The organism is Spirosoma sordidisoli (assembly GCF_004138325.1).
In the GTDB taxonomy this organism is placed as follows: Bacteria; Bacteroidota; Bacteroidia; order Cytophagales; family Spirosomataceae; genus Spirosoma; species Spirosoma sordidisoli.
Genome location: NZ_SBLB01000001.1, coordinates 1,382,881 through 1,409,603 on the forward strand (window position 1 = coordinate 1,382,881; position 26,723 = coordinate 1,409,603).

At 54.9% G+C, this 26,723-nt stretch carries 13 protein-coding genes; 6 read left to right on the top strand and 7 right to left on the bottom strand.

All coding sequences use genetic code 11. From position 1 onward, the window contains the following. Positions 1 to 3: 3 nt before the first annotated feature. From EQG79_RS05985 to EQG79_RS06010, 6 genes are all read right to left on the bottom strand, one after another. Positions 4 to 12,231 carry an SdrD B-like domain-containing protein gene (locus tag EQG79_RS05985; RefSeq protein WP_165358841.1) on the bottom strand — a complete coding sequence of 4,076 codons (12,228 nt, stop codon included), beginning with the start codon at positions 12,229 to 12,231 and terminating at the stop codon, positions 4 to 6. A gap of 1,156 nt (positions 12,232 to 13,387) precedes the next feature. Further along, entirely contained in the window at positions 13,388 to 16,651 is a 3,264-nt protein-coding gene (locus EQG79_RS05990; RefSeq protein WP_077924043.1) for a hypothetical protein, read from the bottom strand. Between the two features lie 99 nt (positions 16,652 to 16,750). Beyond that, positions 16,751 to 17,815, bottom strand: a complete 1,065-nt coding sequence (locus EQG79_RS05995; RefSeq protein WP_129600605.1) for an NAD(P)/FAD-dependent oxidoreductase — start codon at positions 17,813 to 17,815, stop codon at positions 16,751 to 16,753. 68 nt (positions 17,816 to 17,883) lie between these two features. Then, the gene (gene cmk / locus EQG79_RS06000; protein ID WP_077924041.1) at positions 17,884 to 18,588 is read right to left on the bottom strand and encodes a (d)CMP kinase; all 705 of its coding nucleotides are present in this window, start codon (positions 18,586 to 18,588) and stop codon (positions 17,884 to 17,886) included. 132 nt (positions 18,589 to 18,720) lie between these two features. Beyond that, positions 18,721 to 19,260, bottom strand: coding sequence for a GNAT family N-acetyltransferase (locus EQG79_RS06005; RefSeq protein WP_236648925.1), 540 nt, complete (start codon positions 19,258 to 19,260; stop codon positions 18,721 to 18,723). Between the two features lie 61 nt (positions 19,261 to 19,321). After that, positions 19,322 to 19,912 (bottom strand): LutC/YkgG family protein, encoded by a 591-nt coding sequence (locus EQG79_RS06010; RefSeq protein ID WP_129600607.1) that lies wholly within the window; start codon positions 19,910 to 19,912, stop codon positions 19,322 to 19,324. Between the two features lie 455 nt (positions 19,913 to 20,367). Between EQG79_RS06010 and EQG79_RS06015 the strand changes: the two genes are divergently transcribed. From EQG79_RS06015 to EQG79_RS06025, 3 genes are read left to right on the top strand one after another with little or no spacing between them, the layout of a single operon-like run. Next, positions 20,368 to 21,843, top strand: coding sequence for a pentapeptide repeat-containing protein (locus tag EQG79_RS06015; protein WP_129600609.1), 1,476 nt, complete (start codon positions 20,368 to 20,370; stop codon positions 21,841 to 21,843). A 42-nt stretch (positions 21,844 to 21,885) separates the two neighbouring features. Beyond that, positions 21,886 to 22,665, top strand: a complete 780-nt coding sequence (locus EQG79_RS06020) for a LytR/AlgR family response regulator transcription factor (RefSeq protein WP_129600611.1) — start codon at positions 21,886 to 21,888, stop codon at positions 22,663 to 22,665. A gap of 55 nt (positions 22,666 to 22,720) precedes the next feature. Continuing rightward, positions 22,721 to 23,056 (top strand): translation initiation factor, encoded by a 336-nt coding sequence (locus EQG79_RS06025; RefSeq protein ID WP_129600613.1) that lies wholly within the window; start codon positions 22,721 to 22,723, stop codon positions 23,054 to 23,056. Positions 23,057 to 23,187: 131 nt separating this feature from the next. On the opposite strand, the gene EQG79_RS06030 is transcribed toward EQG79_RS06025, so the two are convergent. After that, positions 23,188 to 23,601 (bottom strand): VOC family protein, encoded by a 414-nt coding sequence (locus EQG79_RS06030; protein ID WP_129600616.1) that lies wholly within the window; start codon positions 23,599 to 23,601, stop codon positions 23,188 to 23,190. A gap of 155 nt (positions 23,602 to 23,756) precedes the next feature. Between EQG79_RS06030 and EQG79_RS06035 the strand changes: the two genes are divergently transcribed. The 3 genes from EQG79_RS06035 (at position 23,757) to EQG79_RS06045 (ending at position 26,596) form a co-directional block, all read left to right on the top strand. Next, a complete protein-coding gene (locus EQG79_RS06035; protein ID WP_129600618.1) occupies positions 23,757 to 24,884 on the top strand; it encodes a glycoside hydrolase family 18 protein in 1,128 nt (375 codons plus the stop codon). Positions 24,885 to 24,928: 44 nt separating this feature from the next. After that, positions 24,929 to 25,756, top strand: a complete 828-nt coding sequence (locus tag EQG79_RS06040; protein ID WP_129600620.1) for an alpha/beta hydrolase — start codon at positions 24,929 to 24,931, stop codon at positions 25,754 to 25,756. A 99-nt stretch (positions 25,757 to 25,855) separates the two neighbouring features. Beyond that, positions 25,856 to 26,596, top strand: coding sequence for an SDR family oxidoreductase (locus tag EQG79_RS06045; protein ID WP_129600622.1), 741 nt, complete (start codon positions 25,856 to 25,858; stop codon positions 26,594 to 26,596). Positions 26,597 to 26,723: the final 127 nt, after the last annotated feature.

Below are 26,723 nucleotides of genomic sequence, written 5' to 3' on the forward strand. Positions count from 1 at the left end.
GTATTAGCGGTTAATCGTCATGTATCGTACAAACTTGCGCCCGTCGCTCAGGTTGATCACGTAGTAGTACGTTCCGTCAGGTACACCAGCAGCGTTGTCGCTGATTACAGTCCCTGCATTCGGCTTACCGTCCCAGTCGTTGCGATAGTCATCTTTCTTGTAAACAAGGTGTCCCCAGCGGTTGTACACCTCGAGATTGATCGTTGCCGCCCCGGTTCCGCGAATGACGAACAGGTCGTTGATACCATCACCGTTTGGTGAGAAACCTTCCGGAATAAACAACGCGGTGCTGGTAGCGGGCAGATTCAACGGAGTTGCTTCACGCTCGTTCAGATCGGTTGGGTTGCTGTTTCCGTTGATGTCCGGGTTCAGACCATTGGTCGAGACATCAGACACCTTCTCCGTACCCGAGATTGCCTCTGCGTAAGCCGTGTTCAGGAAGGTAGTTGTGCTACCGAACGTAACTACGTTCACCACAAACAGAATGGTGTCTACTTTACCGGCAGCCAGTGTACTGGTGCTATCGCCGAGAACGAGCAGCGGATTAGCGCTGCCATCGAACGCTGGGTTCAGCTTCAGTGCGCTACCGGTCGAAATTGTCACCGGCGGACTCACCACCTTGTAGCTGGCTCCGGTTATGTTGTTAAACACCTTGGAGAGCGTATCACTGACTGACACCTTCTTCAGCAACTCACGACCGAAGTTCTTTACAACGACCTGATACACTACGTTGAAGCTTTGATCAGCCTGACGAACGGTATCCCGAACAGACATAGCCACACCGATGAACGATCGCGTCGACAGGCTATTGAGAATCACCGGTGTTGGTGCGCTGTTGTTACGCGGGTCGAGGTCTTTATCCGGATCATAGTCGGTACCCGTCGTCGACTGGTCTTCAACTACTTTTTTATCCGGTGTCAGTGCTGTAGCCTTTGCCGTGTTATAGAACGTCAGCGAATCCGCATTGCGGGCATCTACCCGTACTATGAACGAGAGGCTACGACTTTCTCCTACGCCCAGGCTACTCAGTGAATCGACCAGCATCTGCGTAATCAGTCCCTGACCAGTATACTGCGGGTTAACGGTCAGCCCCGAGCCAGCACTTACGCTGATCTGATTGCTGACAATAAGCGCCCCGTTACCAAACGTTTCGGAAAGATTATCAACCACCTGCACTTTGGTGAGCGGCACCGTACCACAGTTTTTCAACGTGATCGTATATGGGATGTCGAATACACCTTCAGAGACAGCTATCGGCTCTCCAGCCAGCTTGGCTACACCGAGCAGACCGGCGGGCAGATCAAAGCGAACAGGTGTTGAGACGGCACCCGGCTTAACAGGATCAAGCCCGTCATTCGAGATGTCACTAACCGTCTGATTCGTTCCAGTCGTCTGTCCTGTCACCGTTGCCGAAGAGAAGAATGGACCATTATTGCCATTCGGCTTCACATTGACCACAATCAGAACAGTATCCTGCTCGCCTGCTGCCAGTTTGCTGGTTCCGGCAAGTACATTGGGGTAGGTATTGCCGTCATAATTGGCATCCAGTACCAGCTTGCTGCCAGCGCCTACTTTTGTGCCCACCACCGTATACGATACCGGCGGGGCGAAGGCCTGTACCAGACTGTCGGTCAGACTAATGCCTGTCAGATCAACATCACCCAGGTTCTTGATTGTTGCCTTGTAGGTAATGGTATAGCTGCTGTCAGCCTTCGGCTCAACCTTCAATACAGTGAGGGCCAGACCAATACCCGGTCCCAGTGGCTGTCCACCACCCAGCGTAAAGCTGGTTACAGTCGAGTTGTTGGTGGGGTCACCATCACCATCCGGATCAGTATCGCCACCGCTTGTCGACAGATCGGTTACGGTTCCAGAGCCATTCAGTGCCGTAGTACTTGCAATGTTGATAAATCCTCGGGTCGTATCGCCCGGTACGCGTCTTACAACCACGTCCATCGTGAATAGCTGCGAACGGCCTGGTGCGATATAGCTTACCGGGTCGAGCAGATCAACGTTACCTCCTGCACCTGTGAAGGTAGCAAGCGGCTTCAGGGTAGAACCGACCTCTGGCTTCACGACCGCACTCACCAGTTGGTTGGGTGCGAAGAAGAAAGCCAGATCATCAACCACCTGCACTTTCCGCAAGGTATCGTCACCGAAGTTAGTCGCAACGAAGCGGTAGGATACTTTGATCAATGAATCGCCCTCAGCTTTTGGCGTACCTAGTACCGACTTGGCAAGACCAATCTGGCTTGGTTTATAGGCCGAGTTGTTGGTAACCGTCACACTAGCCGTGTTGTTAGCCAGATTGGTGTCTTTCTGGTCGAAGTAAGTGATAGCAGCCGTATTGACAACCGCGCCTTTGGCTACGAGTCTTGCCTGGAAACTGATCGAATCAGACTCCCCAGCCTGGAGGCTGTCAATCCGCTTCGTTATCACACCATTCGATACCGAGAAGTCAAAGACCTCACTTGGTATCAGTTCGAGTCCCTTAGGCAGTACGTCGCGTATGTCGATGTTCTTAGCCGTATGCAGGCCGTTGTTCGTTACCTTGATGGTATACGTTACCGGCTCTCCATCCTCTACCGTCGATATATCTGCCAGCTTACTGATAGATAGGTCTGTCTTAACTGTATCTGTAGCACAGTTGAAGATACTTACTACCACTTTGGCAGGTGCGCTCACACAACCGTTGCTGTTCCGGGCAAATACGTAGTATGTGCCGGCACCTACTGAGTCAGGGCGCGTGATGAGTTTCGACCAGGCTGGCTGCCCGATACGGTACTCATAGGTGCTACCCGCTGTTGTTGCCGAGAGAGCCGACGTCAGGTTAGCTACTACCGACGGACAGTTGTTGCGAATGTTCGCGACGAGCGGCATGGGAGCTGGTTCGGCTACTTTCACGACAACTGGCTCGGAGAAAGCTGAACTACATCCGCTTCCATCTACAACCTGCAGGGTGTAGGTGCCACTGGTTTTCACTACGATGCTCGATGAGCGCTCTTTGTTACTCCAGACGTAGCCGCTAGCACCTACTGGTCCAATAAGCTTGACAGAGTCACCATAACAGAGGTTCGTTGATCCTACGATCTGAACCGTCGGGACGGTCTTACTACCTTGAATCGTCAGCACCATCTCGTCCTTAGCGACTGCGCAGGCTGCGTTGTTCGTACTTACTGACAGCGTCAGCGTTACTTTGCCTGACGCTATATCCTCGGCGCTGGCCGTATACGTGGCGTTCAGCTGGAACGAGTTATCAAAAGTACCTGTACCGCTGGTGGTCCAGTGGGCGGTTTTACCCGCACCACCCATTACACCCGCTAGTTGATAGGTCTTCGCAGCGCATATGCTGGCGTCAGCACCCGCATTGGCCGTTGCCGGATTCTGCGGATTACAGGGTGAAGCGTCGCCACAGGTATTGATGTTAATATGGATGGCAACCGGCAGGCTATAGCAGCCGTCAATCGTTTTCTCCACCACATAATACGTACCGGCACCTACTGCTGTGTTCGTCACCTTTGAGGCTGCGCTCAGCGACTGGCTCGTATAGAACTCAAATACACCACCGCGGGTCGAGACCTGACTAGTTACGGCCGTCGTCAGATCGACCGTATTAATTGGACAGGTATTGGCTTTGTCTACTGTCTTCGGCTGAGCCACTTTCGGTAGTACCGTCACTGTTACCTCATTCGAGGCTTCGCTCTTGCAATTATCCGATGTGCAGCAGCGGGCCGTATAGGTTTGCGTAGTAGCCAGAGACACCGTCAGGGTCGAGCCTACCTGGTTGTTCGACCAGGTAACGTATGAACCAGCCGGGCAACCCTGCGCTACCAGCGTTACTGGTGCACCGAAGCAAGCAGTCGTGCTGGCTCCGCCGGCCACCGAGATCGTTGGCGCAGCAGGAGCACCTGCTTTAATAGTCGTGTATGGTGACCAGGCGCTCGAGCACTCTCCAATCTTACACTTCACCCGGTAGCTAACATCGTTTGTGGCGATGAATGACAGGCTGCTACCCGTTGTAACGTTGTCGGACCAGATATACTGACCACCCTCACAGCCTGTAGCGGTGAGTGTTACCCACTCGCCTTTGCAGGCAACCATCCGATCGGCAGAGATCGTTGGTACGTTCGGCGTGCTCACTATTGCATCGCCCATGTTCGAGTAATCGCTGGTACAGCCATCGATGGTGCACGTAGCCATTACCCATAGATCGGCCACGATTGTTTTCGTAATCGATGCGCCTACATCGCCGTTGGTCCAGCGGATGGTACCTCCCTCACAACCAGTGGCTGTAAACGTAACAGCAGTACCAGCACAGATCGTAAACGGTTTGTTCGGGCTTATGACAGGCGGAGCCACGCGTCTGACGTTAATCTTGGCCCCAGCGACATCGAGATCAGCACAGATCTTCCGTTCTGCAATGAGCTTAACGACATCGCCACCCGTTGTCAGACCCGGTTTCACAGCCGACAGGTCGAAGTAGTTCGGCGTATTTGGTGTAGCGTTGTACACCAGCGTATGAATCGTATAGCTACCCGCTGCGTTGGTGACGCTGAAGGTTGGCGTGGTACTGGTCTGTTGAATTACCAGATCAGCTCCTTTTGTCAGCACATATAGTACTGAGTAGCCCGTCGGCTGCACCAGACCACCGTTTGGCGTAGCGGCCAGCGTTATAACGGTGGCAGTACCCGAACAGATTGTAGCTTCAACCGGCACCAGCGTACCTGCTTTGGCGACGCAGCTGCCCGGGTTCACGATAATCGTGTTCGACGGATTGCTGAGACAGGTGCGGTAGCGGCACTGGGCATAATACGTCTGCGTACCGTTCGGACGGACAACAATCACGTTACCCATGTTGTTGCCGTTGATATCGTTGGCGCTCCAGATGACATCACCCGTGCAGCCGATGGCGGTCAGCGATACGGTACCACCAACTTCCACAACGGTTGCCGAAGCGACAATGGTTGGCGTTGGTACCGGCGTCACCGTGATCGTGTAGGTTGCCGACTGCGGGCTCCGGCATTTGCCATCCTGGCAGTAGACCGAGTAGCCCGTCGTTACCGTTGGCGACACGATGATGCTGGTCGTTGTCTGACCTGTGCTCCACATTGGTGTACCCATGCAGTTGGTCACCGTCAGCGTTACTTCTTCGCCTGGGCAGGTGTGATCCGTGCTGCAGGTTACGATCGGCTGTGGGGTTGCAGTTACGCTCACCTTGATGGTGTTCGACCGGCTGCTGCCACAGGCACTTCCGCTGGTAGCTGTACAGATTGCGTAGAACTCGTTTTGCGTTGGCGTTGCCGATACAGACACCACCGAGCCGGTCTGACCATCAGACCAGGTGATGGTACCTCCCGTGCAACCCGTTGCCGTCAGCGACACCAGGCCGCTGCCACAGATTGAGGTCGTTGAAGCAACAATCGTTGGCGGTGCTATTGTACCTGAAGTCGTTACCGTTACCCGGATACCGAGCGACCGGTCGCTTTCGCAGTTCCCCTGTTTGCAGGTAGCGAAATACTCTTTTGTTTCTGTCGGGAAGAAGCTAATGCTGGCACCGACGCGGTCAATACCATACCACTTAACAGTCCCTTCACATCCTTCGGCCGTGAGCGTCACTTTCTCCCCGCTACAGATCAGGTTTTTACCTGAGGTCAGACTGATTTGCGGAGCCTGTGGGTTCACGATCGTTACCGGAACGGCATTCGATGGCTCGCTTAGGCATGTGCGATAACGGCACTGAGCATAATAGCGCATGCTTGCCGTTGGCCGAACGGTGATAACTGACCCGGTCAGGGAGTTACCATCTGTACCCGCCACGTTCCAGATAACGGTACCGTTGCAGCCCGATGCTGTCAGCGAGATTGGCGCCCCGGCGCAGGCCGTATCCGCACTGGCCGTTACAGTCGGAACCATAGCCGGGACTACGCTGATCGAGTATACTTTTGAAGACTCGCTCCGGCAACCATTTGATTTACAGTATACCGAGTAGCTATTATTACCCAGGCTCGGGCGGACAACGATGCTTCCCGTCGTAAGAGTTGTGCTACTCCATACCGGTGTTCCCGCGCAGCCATTCACGGTTAGGGTTACTTCTTCACCCGGGCAAGCAATGGTTGTACTACAGGTGATGGTCGGCGTCGGCAGGCCTGTCGAAATATCGATGGTCTTCGTAGCCGGTTTGCTTGGGCAGCTACCAACGACACACTGAGCCGTATACGTAGTGCGGTTTGTTGGTTCAACCACAATCACGTTGCCGGTTTGTGCCCGCTCTGACCATTCAATTTTACTACCTTCACAACCCGATGCAGTCAGCGTTACGGATGTACCTGGGCAAACCTGATCCGCACTGGCCGTAATGACTGGTGGCTGCGGATCCCGTACGGTTACCGTGATGAGGTTCGACCGGCCACTGATGCAGGCCTGACCCAGTACACAGCTAGCCGAGTAGGTAGTCGTTACAGATGGCGTTACGATCACACTGAAACCAGTTTGTTGATCCGACCACCGAACAGTACCTCCTTCACAGCCTCGGGCCACCAGGGTCGTCGAACTGCCTTTGCAAATCTCCGTCAGGGCGCAGACAATAACCGGCGGTTCGGCGTTACAAACCGACACATCTATCGTTGCGCGAGCGGTATCGTTTTTCGCATATCGCGGATCGTTGTTCGAACCGCTGATGATGCCCGTATTCGTAATCGTACCACCAGCGTTAATCGTTGCTTCGATTAACAGGCTACGGTTCGATCCTTTCGTGAGCGTACCGATGGTCCAGGTACTGGTAGCTGCATTGTACTCAGCAGCTGGCGTGGCGCTTACAAATGTCAATGTGGGCGGAAGCACATCTTTCACCTTCACATCGGCACCCGTAATCGGTCCGTTGTTGCTGGCCGTGAGCGAGTAAGTTATTTTCTGACCTACTTTATACGGACCTGCCGTCACGACAGTTTTCGCAAGAGCCAGGTCTGGCAGGCACGTTCCGACCGTGATAGTCAGCGACGCACGCGGGCTTACACAACCACTTGAGTTAACTGCCTCGGCGGTATAAACCACCTGGCCGGCCGTAGCTGGCGTTACGATCAGTTTACCACCGCTTTCCGTTGTACCCACCAGTTTGTTATTCTGATCATACCAGTTGATACGAGCACCCGGCGCAAAGCCTATCAGCTTAGTGCTGCTACCCTGACAAACCAGTGTGTCGTCGCAGGCTACACCAACCGGCATATCGGGCCGCTTGTTGATAGAAACAAGCATTGAACTGGTAGCAGCCTTACAAACACCGGCTCCGTCAGGATCGTTGGTTGTTGCAGTCAGCATAACTGAACCGCTGGCAACATCAGCTGCAGATGGTGTATACGTAGTGCTCAGGCTGGTTGGGCTGCTGAACGTACCCGTACCGTTGGTCGACCAGACAACACTTGTTGCCGAACCAGACAGTACAGCTTTTACAGGAACGCCATCACCCGAGCAGATCGACACCCCTGGGCCTACATTGACACCTGCCACGTTCTGGCAGTTACAGTCTACAATTTCCACCGTCAGCACCGTTGGGTTGCTGTAGCACCTTCCTGATTTGGCAAACAGGTAGTACTTCCCGGCACCTACTACTGTAGTGTTCGTCACCCGGGTGGCTTCTGAGCGGGTTAGACTCGTATACCACTCATAAGTAAGTCCTGTACTGTGGTTTTCTATTTCGATCGTTGTCAGATCGACAGTTGTCTTCGGACAGATATTCTTGATGTTACCGAGACAGATTGGGGTGGGCACGGTCGTTACCGTTACCACGATCGGCTTGCGTGGGCTAACGCAGCCTTCTGTCATTGCTTCGGCATAGTATACAGTCGTTGTGGTCGGATTAACCACGTACGGCTCACCACTGGCTGTGGTCGCAACAGCTACCCCGTCATATGGGGTGAGGTACCAGCGAATTTTTGCACCCGGAACTGAAGTCGATGCCACCAGCGTGGTACTCTCCCCGTTACAGATGCTGGCATCAGCAGAAACCGTCAGGTTGAAATTATCCGGGCATCCTGTACCAATAGAGATGCTGTACGGAACAGCTACCAGGCAGGATTTGGCATCTGTAGCAACAACCGTAAAGTTGCTGACACCAGCCGTAGTTGGCGTCCCGGATAGTACACCCGTAGTCCGATCCAGCGTCAGACCAAGAGGTAGGCTACCAGCCGTCACAGCGTATGTATAAGGTGATATGCCTCCCGTGGCTACCAGAGTCTGACTATAGGATATCCCTTTCACACCTGCTACCAGCGTTGACGGCGTCAGGGTTATTGGCTGACAGAGTGTGCAGGACGCCGGCACGGCATAGGTCGTACTCTTGATCATATTCACCACACCTGCCAGCGTTGCCGTAACTGTGCGCGAAGCAGGACCATTGCTGACCCCCGTCAGAGAGAACGAGACGGAAGCCTGTCCAGCCGTAACCGTGAATGAGGCAACAGGCGAACCATTTTCCGTAATCGTCAAAACACCCGGAATAATGTTCGTAAACGAAACAGTACCGGTGGTGATGTACCCGTTCGTAGCGGTATTACAGATAGCTGGTGCTACAACGATGGCCATAGCCGGCATTCCACCTACCGTTACCGGTACAGACGCAGTATTATTAGACGGGTTGGTATCAACAGGTCGGTATCCATCCGTGTTCGATACCGATGTGAATGGACTGAGGACGGCTATGTTGGTCAGCGAACCACCCGCAAACGCGGCACTGATCTGCGCCGACAACGTCAGCGAGGTTGTACCTCCGTTGGCGGCCAGCGGTCCGGCAATCACCGTGCTCACCGAATTGGCTCCGCTCGTCGCGAAACCAGTTCCGCTCACAAAACTCATACTGGCCGGTAAGAGGTCATTAACAACCACATTATAAACCGGATAAGCTGAGTTGTTCGTAACCCTTACTTCATACGTAACAACATCACCAGCCGTGAACGAGCTGCGGCCACCGGCTACCGTCTTAGCGATACCTACATCATAGCCCGGTACAAACCCGGCATCCAGACTGCCGTTGAACTCGCCCGAGGTCAGCGTCACGCTGCCCGTGCGGCCCGTGGCCAGCAGGTCACTGTCCATGGTACGATCCGTACCGCTCAACGGCGTGGTAGCCGTGAAGCCCGTCGGTGTCGAGAAGCCTACCGCATAGCTGTTGCTGCTGCCCGGGGTCAGCCCCGTAAAGCTATAGAAGCCCGTGCTGCTGGTGAGCACCGTCTGGCTGGTGGGCTGTCCGTTGAGGAACAGCGTGGCCACCACCCCGGCAATGCCTGGTTCTCCGGCATCCTGCACGCCGTTGCTGTTTAGGTCCGCCCATACATAGTCACCCAGACCGGCGAAGCTACCCACAGGTACCGTCGTCGTGGCCGTGTTATTATTCGGTGTCGAATCCTGGGGCTTGTACCCATCCACGTTACTGGTGGAGGTAAACGGACCAACTACTGCTACGTTGGTAATGCTGGTGGCCGAGTAGGTGTTGCTAATCTGGGCGGTATAAGTCAGGCTCACCGAACCACTAGCTGCCAGCGGACCAGCGATGGTACCACTGGCTGAACTGGGGCCGCTGCTAACCAGGCCGCTGCCGCCTACAAAGCTCACCCCGGCAGGCATCTGATCTTTCACCTCTACGTTATAAACCGGGTAGGCCGAATTGTTGGTGACCAGTAACCGATACGTGATCAGGTCGCCCGGCAGATAGCTGCCTTTGGGGTTCACCACCAATTTCTCGATACCTACGTCATAACCCGGTACAAACCCGGCATCCAGACTGCCGTTGAACTCGCCCGAGGTCAGCGTCACGCTGCCCGTGCGGCCCGTGGCCAGCAGGTCACTGTCCATGGTACGATCCGTACCGCTCAACGGCGTCGTGGCCGTGAAGCCCGTCGGCGTCGAGAAGCCTACCGCGTAGCTGTTGCTGCTGCCCGGGGTCAGCCCCGTAAAGCTATAGAAGCCCGTGCTGCTGGTGAGCACCGTCTGGCTGGTAGGCTGTCCGTTGAGGAACAGCGTGGCCACCACCCCGGCGATACCCGGTTCTCCGGCATCCTGCACGCCGTTGCTGTTCAGGTCCGCCCACACATAGTCACCCAGGCCAGAAGTCGGAATCAGATAACCGGCATCGATAGTCGTGTTGTTCTCACCCGAGGTCAGCGTCACCGAACCGCTCAGCCCCGTCACCAGATCGGCGTCGGAGTCAATCGTGTTATCGGTGCCAGAACGCGGGGTAGTCGCCGTCAGACCGGTCGGGGCCGTGAAGCTCACCGAGTACACGTTGGTCAGGCCTGGCGTCAGGCCTGTGAAGCTGTACAAGCCACTAGCATCGGTTGTGGTCGACGCCACTACTGTACCGTTGAGCAGTAGACTCACCGGCACGCCCGAGATGGGGGTGTCGCCGGTCGACTGAACACCGTTGCGGTCGTTATCGGCGAAGACGTAGTTACCCAGGCTGGCAGGCTTGATGAAGCCTGCGTCTACGGTGCTATTGAACTCGTTAGCGGCCAGTGTGTAGCTACCCGTCACACCCGTGCTGGGATTAGCATCACTATCCGTTGCGTCAGGGCCTATGTTGGCCACCGTTCCGCTAAAGCCGGTTGGGGTTGAGAAGCTTACCGAGTAGACGTTGGTCGAGCCAGGGGTCAGCCCCGTGAAGCTATATAAACCACTGGCATTCGTCGTGGTCGTAGCGATCTCCAGCCCATTGAGCCGCAAGCTTACGGTTACCCCCGAAATAGGTGGCTCACCGGCATCCTGCTGCCCGTCGGCATTCTTATCTTCCCAGACAAAGTTGCCCAGGCCAGCCGTCAGACCCTGGTAGCCGGCGTCGATGGTCGTATTGTTCTCACCCGAGGTCAGCGTTACCGAACCGCTCAGCCCCGTCACCAGATCGGCGTCGGAGTCAATCGTGTTATCGGTGCCAGAACGCGGGGTAGTTGCCGTGAAGTTGGTCGGGGTGGAGAAGCTTACCGAGTACACGTTGGTCAGGCCTGGTGTCAGGCCTGTGAAGCTGTACAAGCCACTGGCATCGGTTGTGGTCGACGCCACTACTGTACCGTTGAGCAGTAGACTCACCGGCACGCCCGAGATGGGGGTGTCGCCGGTCGACTGAACACCGTTGCGGTCGTTATCGGCGAAGACGTAGTTACCCAGGCTGGCAGGCTTGATGAAGCCCGCGTCTACCGTTGGGTTATTCCGGGCGGTACTCGATTCAGGCTGACTTGTATCTATAGTATATACGCGCGTCAGTCCATTGAGGCCCGCATCACTGTTCATGTCGTCCGATACACCCGTTACCGTTTGCGACGTAGGCTGGAACCCAGCTGGTGTCACGAACTTAACCGTGTAACTGCCATCGGTCAGACCGGTAAAGCTATAGAGCCCACCCACGGTTGTTGTGGTCGAGGCCAGCAGCGTTGTACTCGTTGGATCATATAGCTCAACGGTTACACCGCTGATACCGGGTTCGTCAACGTCCTGTTTGCCATTGGCATTTTTGTCTTCCCAGACAAAGTTACCCAGGCTCCCCAGCGGCCCCGGTACAAATTCGATGTTACAGCAGTTTGATGAAGCACATTCATTCTTGTAGGTCACAAAACGATAAACGCCCACCGACTTTATAGTCAATGAGTTGTCATTGTTTACTACAGCCAGCGAGGTCGATACGGCGGATGTACTGATGGGTACATCGTTGCGAAACCATTCGATCCGGTCGAAACCAGCTGGTACTGACACAGTATATTCATCACCCCCATAGAAAAAGATAGGAATAGCGAAGCAAACGGCCGCATAATCATCTTCGTATATATTACCAGACGCAGGCGAATCGGGATCGGTCTGATCGAGGCTGGTAACCTCGGCGGTGTTAAACCATACTCCTCGTCCGACTACGGTGGCCCGGAAGGTAAGCGTCGCCGATGCGCCGGGCGCAATCGAAGGAATACGCCAGGTTCCGGTCGTCACCGTTGATGACGCTGCCGCCGTGTATGTTCCGGACGAAGTCGACGCTGACGAAGGCACATAAGCAGCCCCTTCCGTAAGCAGGAGGTCCGTTACTACTACATTGGTGGCAGTAGCAGTCGCATTAGCTGCGTTGGTAACGACCACCGAATACGTGATGACATCACCAAGTGCCGGGTTCTGGTTGCTGACGGCTTTAGTCAGACTTAGGTCGACGACGGCCGTTTGCGCAAACGTTGCCGGAATACCGCCCAGCCAGAAAACAAGCAATGCCACTAGTGACAGCACTCCCTGACGAGACCGCGCGCCCCATGAACGACCCTCGCCCCCTGCACCGGCCAGACGTTGTGAAAAACGGCTCGTGCGAGTAGGCTTCTCTAATGCCGTATTATCCCCCCTGCCCACGTTAACTCTGGGTCGGCTTATGGACATATGAGGTGATTCGTTCTGTAAAATTTGATCATTCATTCGCGGTAGAGTAAGAAAAGTGGGTAGCTGCTGGATAAAGTCTATAGATGGGTTGATAGTACGCCCGGGCGGAATATCGGGCGGGCGCCCCGCCGACCGGATACTGCCAACGGCAAAGAGCCGGGCTGGCGCCAGCAACGACTCTGTCATGAAGAAAGGGAAAGGTTGCTGTTTGGGTTGAATTGATGGAAGAGGCTGAAACTTTCTCTGTATCAGCTGAAGCACATAGCCAACTACCTGATTTGCCAGATAACCTAGTTTTTCTCGGACATTATCAATCTTCCGGTCGTTTTTACGACCGACCGGATTAACTGAAACGTCAGGACGTTTTATGCGAAGCGTAGACGTTACTTCCATCTGCAACTTTATTTGGAGCGTATACTTAGCGGCAAAATCAGCCCGCAAACGTTGCGATTATTCTGACCGACAAACCATGCATAAGTCACGGTTTGCCCTGCCTGAGAACAGTGGCTATTTTACTCTCCAAGAATTTAACTAAAACTATGCCAAACACCCACCCCTCAGTGATACGCAAACAGGACGGCAAGTAAATCATTGTATATTCGAGAGTTAATGACCCGCACGTATAGTGGTTGGGGTAAGTAAGGGCAGTCTGATCCCTGCCGAATTACTCCAATACGACTACAGGAGCAACCCGCCGGGTTTAGCGAAAACTATGCCAAGTGTAATGTAACCTGCCCGGCGTGACTAATTTATTCAGCACGCCAGATTACGCATGACGGATCACTCTATTTGACAATAAAGCAGCCCAGCAGGCAGGTCGATAAGAGAGGATACGAGAAAATGGGAGCCGGATAAGAATGTCCAGAGAGGCTTATCAACATAATCGGCCGACAAATATAGCTACTCAACAGAGTAAAATAGTTCTGACTCGATAATTTGACCTAAAAAAAAGAGCTGCCCTTTTAGGAGCAGCTCCGGTAAGCAGTTGCGAGTAGTTTTCCTAGAAATCGTAGCCAAGCGTCAGGTAGGCAATGGGCTTGGTGACCGTTTTATCTTCCAGCCCCCAGCCGTAATCAAACTTGACGAAGTAGCCGAACAACATGGTTCGGGCGCCGGCGCCGTAACCAATCAGGAACGGATTTTTGAAGTTGGTGACCCTGGCCCGGAACGGGATATTCCCCCCTCCTACACTTTCCGTATTCAGACTATTCTGCTGGCTGAACGGCCCACTTCCCGTCCAGGCGGTACCAATATCGGTAAAGGCCACCAACTGCAGATTCCGCAGGAAGTTCGACGTGATGTTGCCCCGATACAGGTACCGGATCAGCGGGAGCCGGAGTTCGGCGTTGAATAGCATATAGCTGTTACCCGTCAGTTTTCCCTGCCGGAACCCCCGCAGCGGAGCCGCGAAATCCAGGAAGAATACATCGCGGTAATCATACGGAATTTCGTTGGCCAGCGTGTTGGGCACCCGTAATGGGTTATTGACAATAGCATCTTTCTGGTTCGCTCCAATCCAGTTTTCCATTCCGCCCAACGTACTTTGCTTCGGCGATGGTCCACCCGACTGGCTAAACGCAAAACGGGCGGCCAGAATCAGGTCCCGGTGTATTTTCTGGTAGTGACGCAGATCGAGCGATAGCCGGCGGAAACCCTGCGAAGCAGCCCGCAACCCACCGTATTCCTCGAAACGGAGTTTCATGCGGGTGCCTACGGTCATATTCATGCCGTTAACCTTTGTATTATCGAACACAAACTCGCCCCGCAGACCGGCATAGTCCGACACGCGGTCGGGTTCAGCAAAGGTGGTCAAATCAATCAGCCGGGTAATGGCGTAGAAGGGCGAGATGGTAAGCCGGCTGTTTACCGAAATCGGATACGAAGCCGACACGGCTATGCGGTTGTATCGATATTTCTGAGTCAGGCCCAGCTGATCAATGAACAGGGTCTGCCGATCAACCCGGGCGCCGTAATCGATGCGGTTCGTCTGATTGGTGTACTCCGCGAAGAGATCGCTGTTTCGCAGGGTCGTTGTGATGAAACCACCCGCCCGAAGCACGTGATTCTCGAGCAGGTCGGTTAAAGTTACGTCCTGCGCGAAGCCAAAGCCCCGAATCGGATCGATGCGCCAGTTTGAGGTAGCATCGTTGATGGTAAACATTCCTTTGTACGCATACGGCCCACGAATGGTAATGTTTTCGCGCCGACGATTACGCGGAGGAGCGGTGGCAATACTAGGGGTTAGCCCCACTGTCCGGCGCTGGCGGTACTCGGCCGCCTTCAGCACCTCGGGGTCGAACTGGTAATTATCGGTATCCACCTCACCAGGTTCCAGCGCCAGCTGCCGCGCCGGTTCAGGACGTACCGTATCGGCCTGCCGGGCTGCTACCGAATCGCCCGAAACGGCACCGGCCCGTCGGGTGGTATCGGTACGCAGCTGCTCGGCCCGAACCGAAGCCGACGGATTGGTGCGATTGAGCGTTGCCACCCGCGGGGTAAGCGGAGCCTGAGCCGTTTGGGTCAGGTTTAGTTTTGAGCGGAACCCGATATACTCATCGCCATCCTGCAGAGTGCTGTAGACGAAGCCACCCGTGGCCGGGTTGAGGTCATACAGTCGGATACTCTGCGGGAAAGCGGTTACCTGCCGGGCCGTACGCGTTTCGGTATTATACCGGTACAGGTTACGGACACCGTTGGCGTCGTTCAGATAATAAATCGTCGTTTCATCGGCCGGAATGGGGTTCGCAGCATGGGTCAGCGAATCGGTCAGCCGCTGCACCGACAGGTTACGGGCGTTGCCTTCGTGGCTGAACAGGGTAAGCCGGTCGCGGATGGTCTTGTAGCTTCCTTTGTCAACACCCAGCGTGTCGAGCTGGCGGTTGGAGCTGAACACGATCTGCCGGGCCGTACGCCCAACAAACTGCGGATACAGATCGTCGTAGAGGTCGTTTGTGATCTGCTGGTAAGACCCGCGGTTAATACTGTATAAGAACAGATCATTCTGCCCTTTCCGGTCGGCGCTCATGATGAGGCTGCTGCCATCTTCCGACGCATCCATCCAGACAACCTGCGTTAAGCCGTTCACGGTGCGTCTGAACTCCTGGCTTGGCCGCTTTTCCAGGTTAGAAAACTGGTACAGGTTCGTACGGCCCAGCTCGTCGGTCAGTACCAGCAGGTTGTTGTCTTTCTGCCAGGCCACCAGGGGCGTACTGGTCCGGGTCGACTGCCCATCGAGCCGGTACCCACCCGACAGTACGGTTGTCTTTTTCCGGTTCGTTGTATTGACAACTTCTACGTTGAATTTACCATCCCGAAGGACGGTATACGCAACAAACTGGTTATCGGGGCTGATCTTCAAACTAACCAGCGATGATTTTTCGTCGGCCGAGCTGACATTGAGTCGAAAATCGTCGGAGCCAGCCTGGTACGACTGCGATACGCTCCCGGCCATACCGGCATAGTATTCGCGCCATTCGCGCAGGAACCGGTTGTAGGGTACACCGAGTGTGCTGGCAATACTGCTTTGCTCGTTCCGGATAATGCGGGTCAGGTTCAGGATATTGGATACATTATCGCGCCCGTATTTCTGCACGATGTAGTTCCAGATGGAGTGGCCTACCCGTTCGGCTTCGGCCCCGGAGAGGAGCGACGGTTTCTTGACGGGTCGGGTCAGCGATACGTCGCGCATGTAGTCGTCGAGTTCTACACTATTGCCCTCGGCAATATACGACGCCACCCCCGGCATGAACCAGTCGGGCAGCGTCAGCAGCAGTGAGCTTTGTAAGGCATCTTTCAGACTCCCTCCGTACAGCATGTCGTAAACGAACAGCATGGATATATCGCGGATAATCTGTCGGCGAAAGCTGATCTGATCGCCTGTAAAAGCCAGCTCTACCCGCGACTTCGATAAGTCGAGATCACGACCGCTCAAGCCCGACTGTGCGTTGAGACCAATGTTACTCTGTGCCAGTTCCTGCGGGGAGTTGAACAGAAAAATTTTGATACGATTGTAGGGGGTATAGCCCAGGAGTTCGGTGATTCGGTCGAACTCCGACTCGGCATACTGGGCCGTCAGGTTGGCGATCTGAGTGCCGTCCTGGTAATAGTAGATTTCGAAGTTCGATGTCCGAACAATTTTCCAGTCGAAGTTCCGGTACTGAATCCGGTTTTTACCGAACCGCTCGAGCGACGGATAATTTTGCGCCACGGCTGCGCTCAGCCCTCCCAGCCACAAGCCCAACAGCAGTATGTAATGGTTCCGCATAACGAAATAGTATAGACGTTGGCTACCGGTTTTCGGTACTCAGTATACGGTAAACGACCTGATAAAGATGCTGGTTACCGATCCGAAACTGAAAACTAATCAACCGTGACTGTATAACGACACACAGCGGCTAATATTCGCTTCCGGTTCTAATTCTTCACCATCGAGCAGGTGCCGCGCAAAGTCTTCGGCCAGGTAGGGGGCCAGCGATACGCCCTTGGTCCCCATACCGCCAAAAATCCCCACAGCCGGATGTTCAGGATGGATCCCAACAAACGGCCGCCGATCTTTGGTAGATGGTCGAATACCGGCCTGCTGCGCCACAATCTGATACGGTACCCGCAGGACTGGCTGTACTTTCGACTCTAAAAACGATCGACCGTCATCGGTTGTTTGCCAATCGAGATCATGCCATGAATAGGTAGCCCCGATACGGACCAGTCCCGGACGAACGGGCAGGATAAAAACCCCCTGATTAACTATAGCCGTAATAGGATAATTTTCGATGACCGCCGTCAGAATCTGTCCTTTAACAGGATTGTAGGGTAAGTAGCCAAATAACGGATTCTCACGGGCCTGCACCCCATCACAGAATATGACTTTATTGATAGAGATACCGTTCCACTTTACGCTATTCTCTTTGACAATCAGATCACTATTATCAACTCTACCTTCATAGTATTGATTTTTTCTAACAAAATAGCCTTTTATCAACCGAACAAACTCGGTTAAATCGACCCATCCGGCCCCGTGCACATCCAACCCACCGTAAGGATTGTTGATATACGCCCCATATTGCTGATTATCAGCTGACTCCCGCGCATACGCATGAGCCGCCGGGTCATTGATCAGAGCGAGGTAATCGGCTTTCTCGGCTTCGGAGCGAAACGGACGGTAGATGGTTTTAGGATGAAAAAACCGCACGCCCAGTTTCGCTTCGATACCTGTATAATACTGGTGCAAAAACGGGAATAACGCATCCGCTTTCCAGGTACGAACGAGTTTACGGCCCGTGAGCGGATTGACAATACCAGCCGCCACACCCGACGCTGACGGTAAAGCCGGATCATCAGCGAGCAGCACCGAGCAGCCCCGCTGGTCGAGTGTCCAGGCCAGCACCGACCCAGCCACCCCCTGCCCCACTATCAGAAAGTCGACGGTCATTTACAAGGAATGATGAGTGATGAATTAATTATACATTATTCATTTCCCACTATACATTTTTAGCCTGCTCACTTTATTGCTTTCTGCCGATGGAGTTCAGACAGGCGCCGGTCGGCCTGTTCGATGACCCAGTCGACCTGCTCTTCGATGGTCATGTGCGACGTATCCAGCAGGGCCGCATCTGGTGCCTGCATGAGTGGACTTTCTGAGCGGGTGGTATCGATCAGGTCGCGCTTCTCAATATTTTTAATGATATCGTCGAGGTTGACCATGTCGCCTTTTTCAAGCAGTTCCTGCTGTCGGCGTTTGGCCCTGATGTAAGTATCTGCCGTCATGAACACTTTCACCTCTGCATCGGGAAACACCTTGGTTCCGATATCCCGGCCGTCCATGACCACGCCCCGTTTGCGCCCCATTTTCTGCTGCTGAGCGACCATGGCCCAGCGCACTTCGGGGATGGCACTTACCTCGCTGACAATGTTCGAGATATACATGGTTCGGATCTCTCCTTCTACGTTGAGGCCGTTCAGGCACGTCTCGTTCTTGCCGGTACGGGGGTTGTGGTTGAAGGTAATATGAATTCTGTCGAGGGCAGCTACCACTTCTTTGTGGTTGGAAAGCGCAATACGTTCCTGCGTGAAGAACAGGCTTACAGCCCGGTACATAGCCCCGGTATCAATATAGCCGTAGCCCATGCGGGCGGCCACAGCTTTAGCGGTGGTACTTTTGCCACAGCTCGAATACCCGTCAATCGCGATAACTATCTTCGGCATGTAATAAGAACCCGCCGAAGCGGTAATGTTTTGGCAAAATAACCACAAAAAAAGCAAAGGGGAAAAAGCAGCGGGCCTGGAGCCTGGGGTACTGTCTACTTCCCCAGACTCCAGGCCCCGGCCCACAGGCACTTATCCCCGTTCAGCCCGCAGGATAGCAAAGACATGCTCATCCAGGTACTGGTTGTTCTTGACGGCAGCCTTCTTATGGATCGCTTCGTGTCGGTACCCGGCCGACTCCAGCACCCGCATAGACCCGATGTTGCCTTCCAGCACGCAGGCAAAGATCCGGTTGACCTGAAAATTACTGAAGATGTAATCGGTCATGATCGGTACGGCCTCGGTCATGATGCCCCGCCCCCAGTACTCTTCGCTGAGCCAGTAGCCGATCTCGGCGTTGTAGCGGTAAATATCATCCTTCACCGTAAACCCGATATTCCCAACCGCCTGTCCGTCAACTTCAACAGCCAGGTTGTTGGGCTGCTGGTACGATTTGTTGGACCGAACCCACGAATGCGCATCGCGGGGCGTGTATGGGTACGGGAAAAAGTCACGGACATTGTTCCAGATACGCCGGTTACTGGCGTGGTGTGTTAGCGAATCTTCGTCGCCCTCGCGCCAGGGGCGAAGCCGACCCAGGGTTAGATCGAACGTAATCAACGTCGTTGTCAAAGAAGTCAGGGTTAATACTACGACAGTAACAACTGGATTAGGTAAATGTTAAGTCGCCCGGTTATTCGGGTAACACGACGGTCAGGCTCCGGGCGCCGTGCGCTCCAATGACCAGCGACTGTTCGATATCGGCGGTCTTCGACGGGCCCGCAATAAATGTTCCGTAGGTGAGCCGGGACCGGTCAAGGCGTTCGTAGGCTACGTGCATGTTGGGAACGAGCGCGTCGCGGTCAACCACCAGCACCAGGTATTGGGTGATGAACGGCAAAGCCCGGTGCATCATTGAGGCCTCCGGTATCCAGATGGCCGCGTTCTCCGCAACGGCAAAATCGCCCCGCAAAACGGCCACGTCAATCTGCTCAAGCACCTGCTTGTCGGTCTCCGGCCCAACCGGCACCAGAGCCAGCCCCGGCAAAGGCACCGACGAGGCAATTCGCTGAGCATCAGGAAAAGTTTCCTGCAGAAAACCAACCAGCGAGGCCGGGGTGGCCTGTAGATCGACCAGTTGACCGCCCACAAAAGCCAGCGCTTTCTCGAACCGGTCGCTCAGATCGTCGGCTTCGTTTACGAAGGTCGGCACATCGGGTAGCGGTAAAGGCTCCGGCTTGTTCTGCCGGATGCGGGCAAGCATGGTATCCCGGGTGGTCGTCATGGGCGGCAAGTTGGTTTTGTAGCCAATACTACGAAATAACTTCGTCAGCACCCTAACGGATTTCATACCCGCCATTCGGGCGTTCGTCAGAAAAGACTCCGCTGTCGGCTGACCGTGCGATAGTTTTGTGGCTGTCGACACCTGCATAAACCGACTATACACCGTACTTTTCATGAACCTGGCCAGCTCCGTATCCGCCGGTATTCTCTATCATTTTCCGGCCGGAACCCTCTTCTGTGTCGATCCTATCGGGATTTCGGGCAAACCGGTCCGAAGCAGGCCACCGAAAATGTACTATTTTTAGACCGGCCAGCAATCTTATTCCGACAGGAGTGTCAGCCAGACCCCTGCCTGCTGAGCAACCGATTTTCTGGATCTATTCTGCCACGCTGTCGTTAAGAAATGCGATACACCCACTTTCTGAGGATGAACAACCGAAGACTATCTTCCGACCTATGACCCGCGAACAACTTATCGGCACGATTGGCAAAAATGGCAAGCGGCTAAAGCTGCGGGGGTGCGATCTGGCTAATTTCGACTTTAGCGGCCTCGACATGACGGGGGCTGACCTGAGTTTCTCCGACCTGGCCCGAGCCAATTTCCGCGGAGCTATTCTGCGTGGTGCTAACCTGAGTTTTTCCAACCTGACCGGCGCCGACTTTACCGACGCCGACCTCTACGAAGCCAACCTGAACTACTGCGGTCTCCAGCAGGTCAACCTCACCGGTGCCAACGTAGAAGGCGCTTCGTTCAACTTTTCGGGTCGAAGTTCGTACCAGCCCAATCTGCGCCGGGAGCCCATTACGCTCACCACCATCCTGCAGAAACCCGGCTGGGGAACCCTGATCGGTATGATTCTGGGGGCCCTGCTGGTGTACGGAGCCAGCGGCATTATCTATTTCACCAACTTGATTGCTACGGCTACCGACGACTGTATTGCCGACCTGTACCGGTTTGTAATCGCCCAGAACATTGCCGATGGCATCGCTACCTTCCTGGTGACCTGGGGCCTGCTGGGCTGGCTCACCCAGCGGTTTACTACGACCTGGAAACGGCACCTAATCTTGAGTATTGCGGTATTGGCTTCGGTCATGACCATCAGTACTATTGTTTATTACTGGTTAGGAAGAGAGGTCCTCACCGAACTGAGCAAACGTCCCGATTACAATAACACCAACGCCCCCTGGCACATCTATTTGATAGCCGATGTTTTGATAGCCAACGTCTTTTTATACGTGCTGCAACAGGGCCGGCAGCTGACCCGCAAGCTCTCCGAACAGGAGTTCCAGCTCCTGAACATGGAGAAACTGAAAACCCGAGCCGAACTGGATGCCCTCCAGGCCAAAATCAATCCCCATTTTCTCTACAACGCGCTCAACAGCATTGCCAGTCTGGTTCATGAAGACCCCGATAAAGCTGAAGAAATGACACTGCTGCTCTCCAAACTATTCCGCTATTCGACGGGGCGCGAAGGCGAGTTGTTTGCCAGCCTGGCCGATGAACTCGAGATGGTCCGAACTTACCTGAAAGTGGAGCAGGTTCGGTTCGGCAACCGGCTGGCGTTCAGCGTAGAGGTGTCCGAACCCAACCTGATCGATCTTAAACTACCGCAGTTTCTGCTTCAGCCCATCGTCGAAAACGCTATCAAACACGGCATCGCCAAACGCGCCGATTCGGGCCGTATCGATGTTCGTATCTACGAAAAAGCGGGGGAGTTACACCTGTGCGTTCATGATAACGGCCCGGCCTTTCCCGACGAGATGAGTGGTGGTTACGGCTTGCGCAGCATCCAGGACAAACTAAAACTGCTCTACGGCGACGACGCCCGGGTGGAGTTGCAGAACTGGCCGCTCAAGCAGGTGCTGCTGTCCATAAAACTGGCAAAACTCGTCCATAACGACCAGTCATTCTCCGTATCGGAGGTCCACTAATATCCTACCCTTTTACATTTCCCGATTAGCTTCGCCAGCCTTATGTCATTTCCCCTCAGAACCCTACTCATCGACGACGAACCACTGGCTGTCAGTCGCTTACGGCGCCTGCTGGATAAACACAGCGATACGTTTACCGTCATTGGCGATGCGCCCAACGGCGCCGAAGGCCTGACACTCATCGAAGCCCGGCAACCCGACGTTATTTTTCTGGACATCGAAATGCCGTTGCTCAACGGGTTCGAGATGCTTTCCAAACTCACCGCCATGCCCTTGGTCATATTCGCCACCGCCTACGATCAATACGCGATCCGGGCGTTTGAGGAGAACTCGGTCGATTACCTGCTCAAGCCGATCGAAGCCGAACGGCTGGCCCGAACCGCTCAGAAAATCCGGGCGCTGGTCGAGCGTAACGAGCCCGAGAGCCGGAGTAATCCGATGACCGAAAGCGTGATGCGCCTGCTGGCCCAGATGCAGCCCAAAAAAGAAATCTATTCGATTTCGGTCAAAACCGGCGAAAAAATCAGGCTCGTGCCGCTCTCCGACATTGCCTTCTTCGAAGCCGAAGAGAAATACGTTTTTCTGTCGACCGTTGACGGGCAGAAGTTCCTGACCAGTTACACCCTGACGGCCCTGGCCGAAAAACTACCCGATACGTTCGTGCGCGTCAGCCGGTCGGTGCTGGTTAACCGGCAAAAGATCTCGGAAGTCCACCGCCATTTCGACGGCAAGTACCTCCTGGCCATGAGCGACAAAAAAAGCACGAAACTGACCACAGGAAGTACGTATGGCGATACCGTGCGGCAATTGCTCGAACTGTAAACCAAAACGGAGCTGGGTGGACGACACACTGAGCAGAACCGATTAGTTTTGTAGTATGAGCAAGAAAAACCGCTCCGGGGTTGTCTACTCGACCAACCCGGATTTCAACTACCAGGCCGATGAGCAGCCACCGGCCGAAACCCTGCCGCCCGCCCAGCAAAACCTGAAGGTATGGCTGGTTAAGCTGGGGGGCAACAAAGTGGTTACGGCTGTTCGGGGGTTTATCGGCAGCGAAGCCGACCTGGCCGAGCTGGGCAAACAACTCAAAGCAGCCTGCGGATCGGGCGGCTCCGCTAAAGACGACGAAATCCTGATTCAGGGCGACCACCGCGACAAAGTCCTGGCCTGGCTGACCAATAAAGGCTATAAAGCCAAAAAAGCCGGCGGATAAAGCCATGCCGCTGGCCTGCTCCAGTCCGGAACGATAGGCTCTATACGTAATCCAAAGCGATTAAGGTAACACTAAAAAGGCCAGCGCCGGTGAACTTCCCAACGCTGGCCTTTTTAGTGCACCGATACGCCTTACTCGGTCGTCTGCCCGTCTTCCGGTAGCTCCATGTAGTTTACCTCCCAGTGATGACCGTCGAGGTCGAAGAAGCTCCGGTAGTACATAAAACTCTCATCGTGAGGCTCCCCGGCGGGGGTAGCTCCGCCAGCCATGGCCCGATCTACCAGCGTGTCGACCTGCTCCCGGCTATCGGCCGATAATGCCACGATTACTTCCGTCGTTTTAGCGGTGTCGGCCAGTTCTTTAGGAGTGAACGTTGTAAAGAAACTGTCGACCAGCAGCATGGCGAAAATGTTCTCGCTGATGATCATACAGGCCGCTTTCTCGTCCGAAAAACGGGGGTCGAAGCGGAAGCCGACGCCCGTAAAAAACTCGACCGACCGATTCAGGTCACGAACGGGTAGGTTCACAAAAATTTTGGTTGCCATAGTAGTTGTTGTTTGATTTTGTACTGGACAAAGGTACCCACCCCCGCCAGGGCCCTTGCTGTGTGATCAGGACAAGTTGAGGGGGTGATTGCGACAACCCATTTTATTCGCATTTTTACCCGCCCGCAACCGGCATTTCTCTTAACCCACACGGTATGCTTCGCCCTTCTTACGTACTCACGTTACTGTTCATCTGCGCGCTTCTGAGCGCCGGTATGGCCCCCGGCCCAACCTCCAAACCCATTGTGCTGGCCTACGTTGGCGGCTTCCGGGGGCTGGTCAACACCGACCAGATTGCGGTCGAAAAACTGACCCATATCAACTACGCCTTCGTCGATGTGCGGAATAATCGCGCCTGGCTTCACAACCTGGCTACCGACTCGACCAACTTCCGGAAACTGAACAACCTCAAGCAGCGCAATCCCGACCTGAAGATTCTGATCTCGATTGGCGGCTGGTCGTGGAGCGAGAACTTCTCCGATGCGGTACTGAGCGATACCGCCCGCGTAGCGTTTGCAGCCTCGGCCGTCGACATTGTGCGGCAATACCAGCTCGATGGGGTCGATATCGACTGGGAGTATCCGGGTATGAAAGGCGAAGACAACATTTTTCGGCCCGAAGACCGGCAAAACTTTACCCTGCTGTTCAAAGCCCTGCGCGACCAGCTGAACAACCTCCAGAAACAGACCGGCAAACCGTATCTGGTTACGACAGCCCTGCCCGGCTTCGACGCCATCTTTACCCATACCGACATGGGTCAGGCGCAGCAGTACCTCGATTACATCAACATCATGTCGTACGACCATTATACGGGCGGGCCGCTGGCCGGGCACCATACCAACCTGTATCCGACGGGTCAGGTACCCAACGAACAATCGGGCGACCGGGCCGTACAGGCGTACCGGAAAGCGGGCGTACCCGCCAGCAAGCTCCTGCTGGGCATTGCCTTCTACGGGCGGGCCTGGCAGCTTCAGCAAGACAACCCCAACACCCACCCCAGAACCATCGCGAAGGTAGAACGGGGCGGGGGTTATACGTTCATCAAAGACAGTTTGCTGACCAACCCGGCCTACAAACGCTACTGGGACCGTAAAGCCAAAGCGCCTTACCTCTACAATGCCGACCTGAAACGCTTCGTCTCCTACGACGACGAAGCATCGGTAAAAGCCAAGTGTCGGTATGTGAGAAAAAAAGGGCTGGGGGGCGTCATGTTCTGGGAGTACTCCAGCGACCCTAAAACCTACCTCCTCAGCGAGATTGACCGGCAGCTCCGCCAGCCATAACTTCACACCGCAACCTCTGTTCCTATACCCTTACCCCCACTCCCATGACGGCCAGCCGCGCACTTTTTCTGTTCTGTTTCCTGCTGTTTACTGGCCACGCCCGGGCCGCCAAAGTCGATACTGTCGACACCTATAGCGCATCGATGAAAAAAACGATCAGGGCCGTGGTGATCACGCCCGACTCGTATACCACCGGCGCCGAGTTCCCGGTCGTTTATCTGCTCCATGGGTATAGCGGCAACTACAGCAACTGGATTCAGAAAGCACCCGCCCTGAGCCGGGCGGTAGACGCCAACGGGATCATTGTGGTTTGCCCGGACGGCAACTACGGCAGCTGGTATTACGATAGCCCCGTCGATGCGTCGTTCCGCTACGAAACCTACGTCTCCAACGAGCTGGTAGCCTGGGTCGACAGCCATTACAAAACCATCAAAGACCGGCAGGGGCGGGCCATTACGGGCCTGAGTATGGGCGGCCACGGCGGGCTCTACCTGGCGTTCCGGCATCAGGACGTTTTCGGAGCCGCCGGCAGCATGAGTGGCGGAGTCGACATCCGGCCGTTTCCGAACAACTGGGACATTGCCAAACGGCTGGGTCCGTATGCCCAGTTTCCCGACCGCTGGGAGAAGCATACGGTCATCAACCTGCTTCATCTGCTGACTCCCGGCTCGCTCTCGCTGATTATCGACTGCGGCACCGACGATTTCTTTTTCCGGGTCAACAACAACCTGCACGACAAACTCCTGGAGCGCAATATAGCCCACGACTACATCACCCGGCCCGGCGGCCACAACTGGACGTACTGGAATACTGCTATATCCTATCAGCTCCTGTTCATGCGGCAGTTCTTCGATAAACGGAAGCCGGGTTGAGCAGCCATACGACAGCGTTCAGCAGACGCAAAATAGGTACGGCCGACGGGACCAAACAAAAGGCCTGGCTAGTGGTCTTTCCATAAAGACTACTAGCCCATGAATACGTCAACCAACACCGTCCTGATTACGGGCGGAGCCTCCGGCATTGGCTGGGCCCTGGCCGAGCGGTTTCTTCAGGCAGGCAGCCAGGTCATTATCTGTGGCCGACGCGCCGATAAGCTGCAGGAAGCCCAACAAAAGTACCCACAGCTTCACACGCGCCAGTGCGATGTAGGCCAGGCGGCTGAACGAGTAGCGCTGCTCGACTGGGTCCGTACCGAGTTTCCGCAGGTCAATGTACTGATCAACAACGCGGGTATTCAGCGCCGGATGCAGCTGGCCGATAGCCAGGACGACTGGAGCGAGAGCCAGCAGGAAATTGCGATCAATCTGGAAGCTCCGCTGCACCTGGCTACGCTGTTTATTCCGCATTTGAAGCAACACCCACAGTCGGCCATTGTCAACGTAACATCGGGGCTCGCCTTTGTACCGGGCGCGTTTGCCCCGATATACAGCGCCACCAAAGCGGCTCTGCACTCGTTTACGATGTCCCTGCGGCATCAACTGGCCAACACCTCGATCGAGGTTATTGAACTGGTACCGCCAGCCGTCAATACCGACCTGGGCGGGCCGGGGCTGCACACCTTCGGCGTGCCCGTCGGCGACTTTGCCGATGCCATGATGAACGGCCTGCAGGCGGGCGCAACCGAGATTGGCTACGGCACTTCAGAAACCAATCGCATGGCCTCCCGTCCGGAAATCGACGCCATCTTCGCCCGCATGAACAGCCGATTCTAACAAAAAAACGGCAACCCTCGGCTGGCCCTTTCGGCCCGATTCCGATGCTCGGGTACAGAGTCAGGCAACACTATAATATTTTTTTATCATACATAATATAACTATAGACAAAAGCGCTTACTTTTAG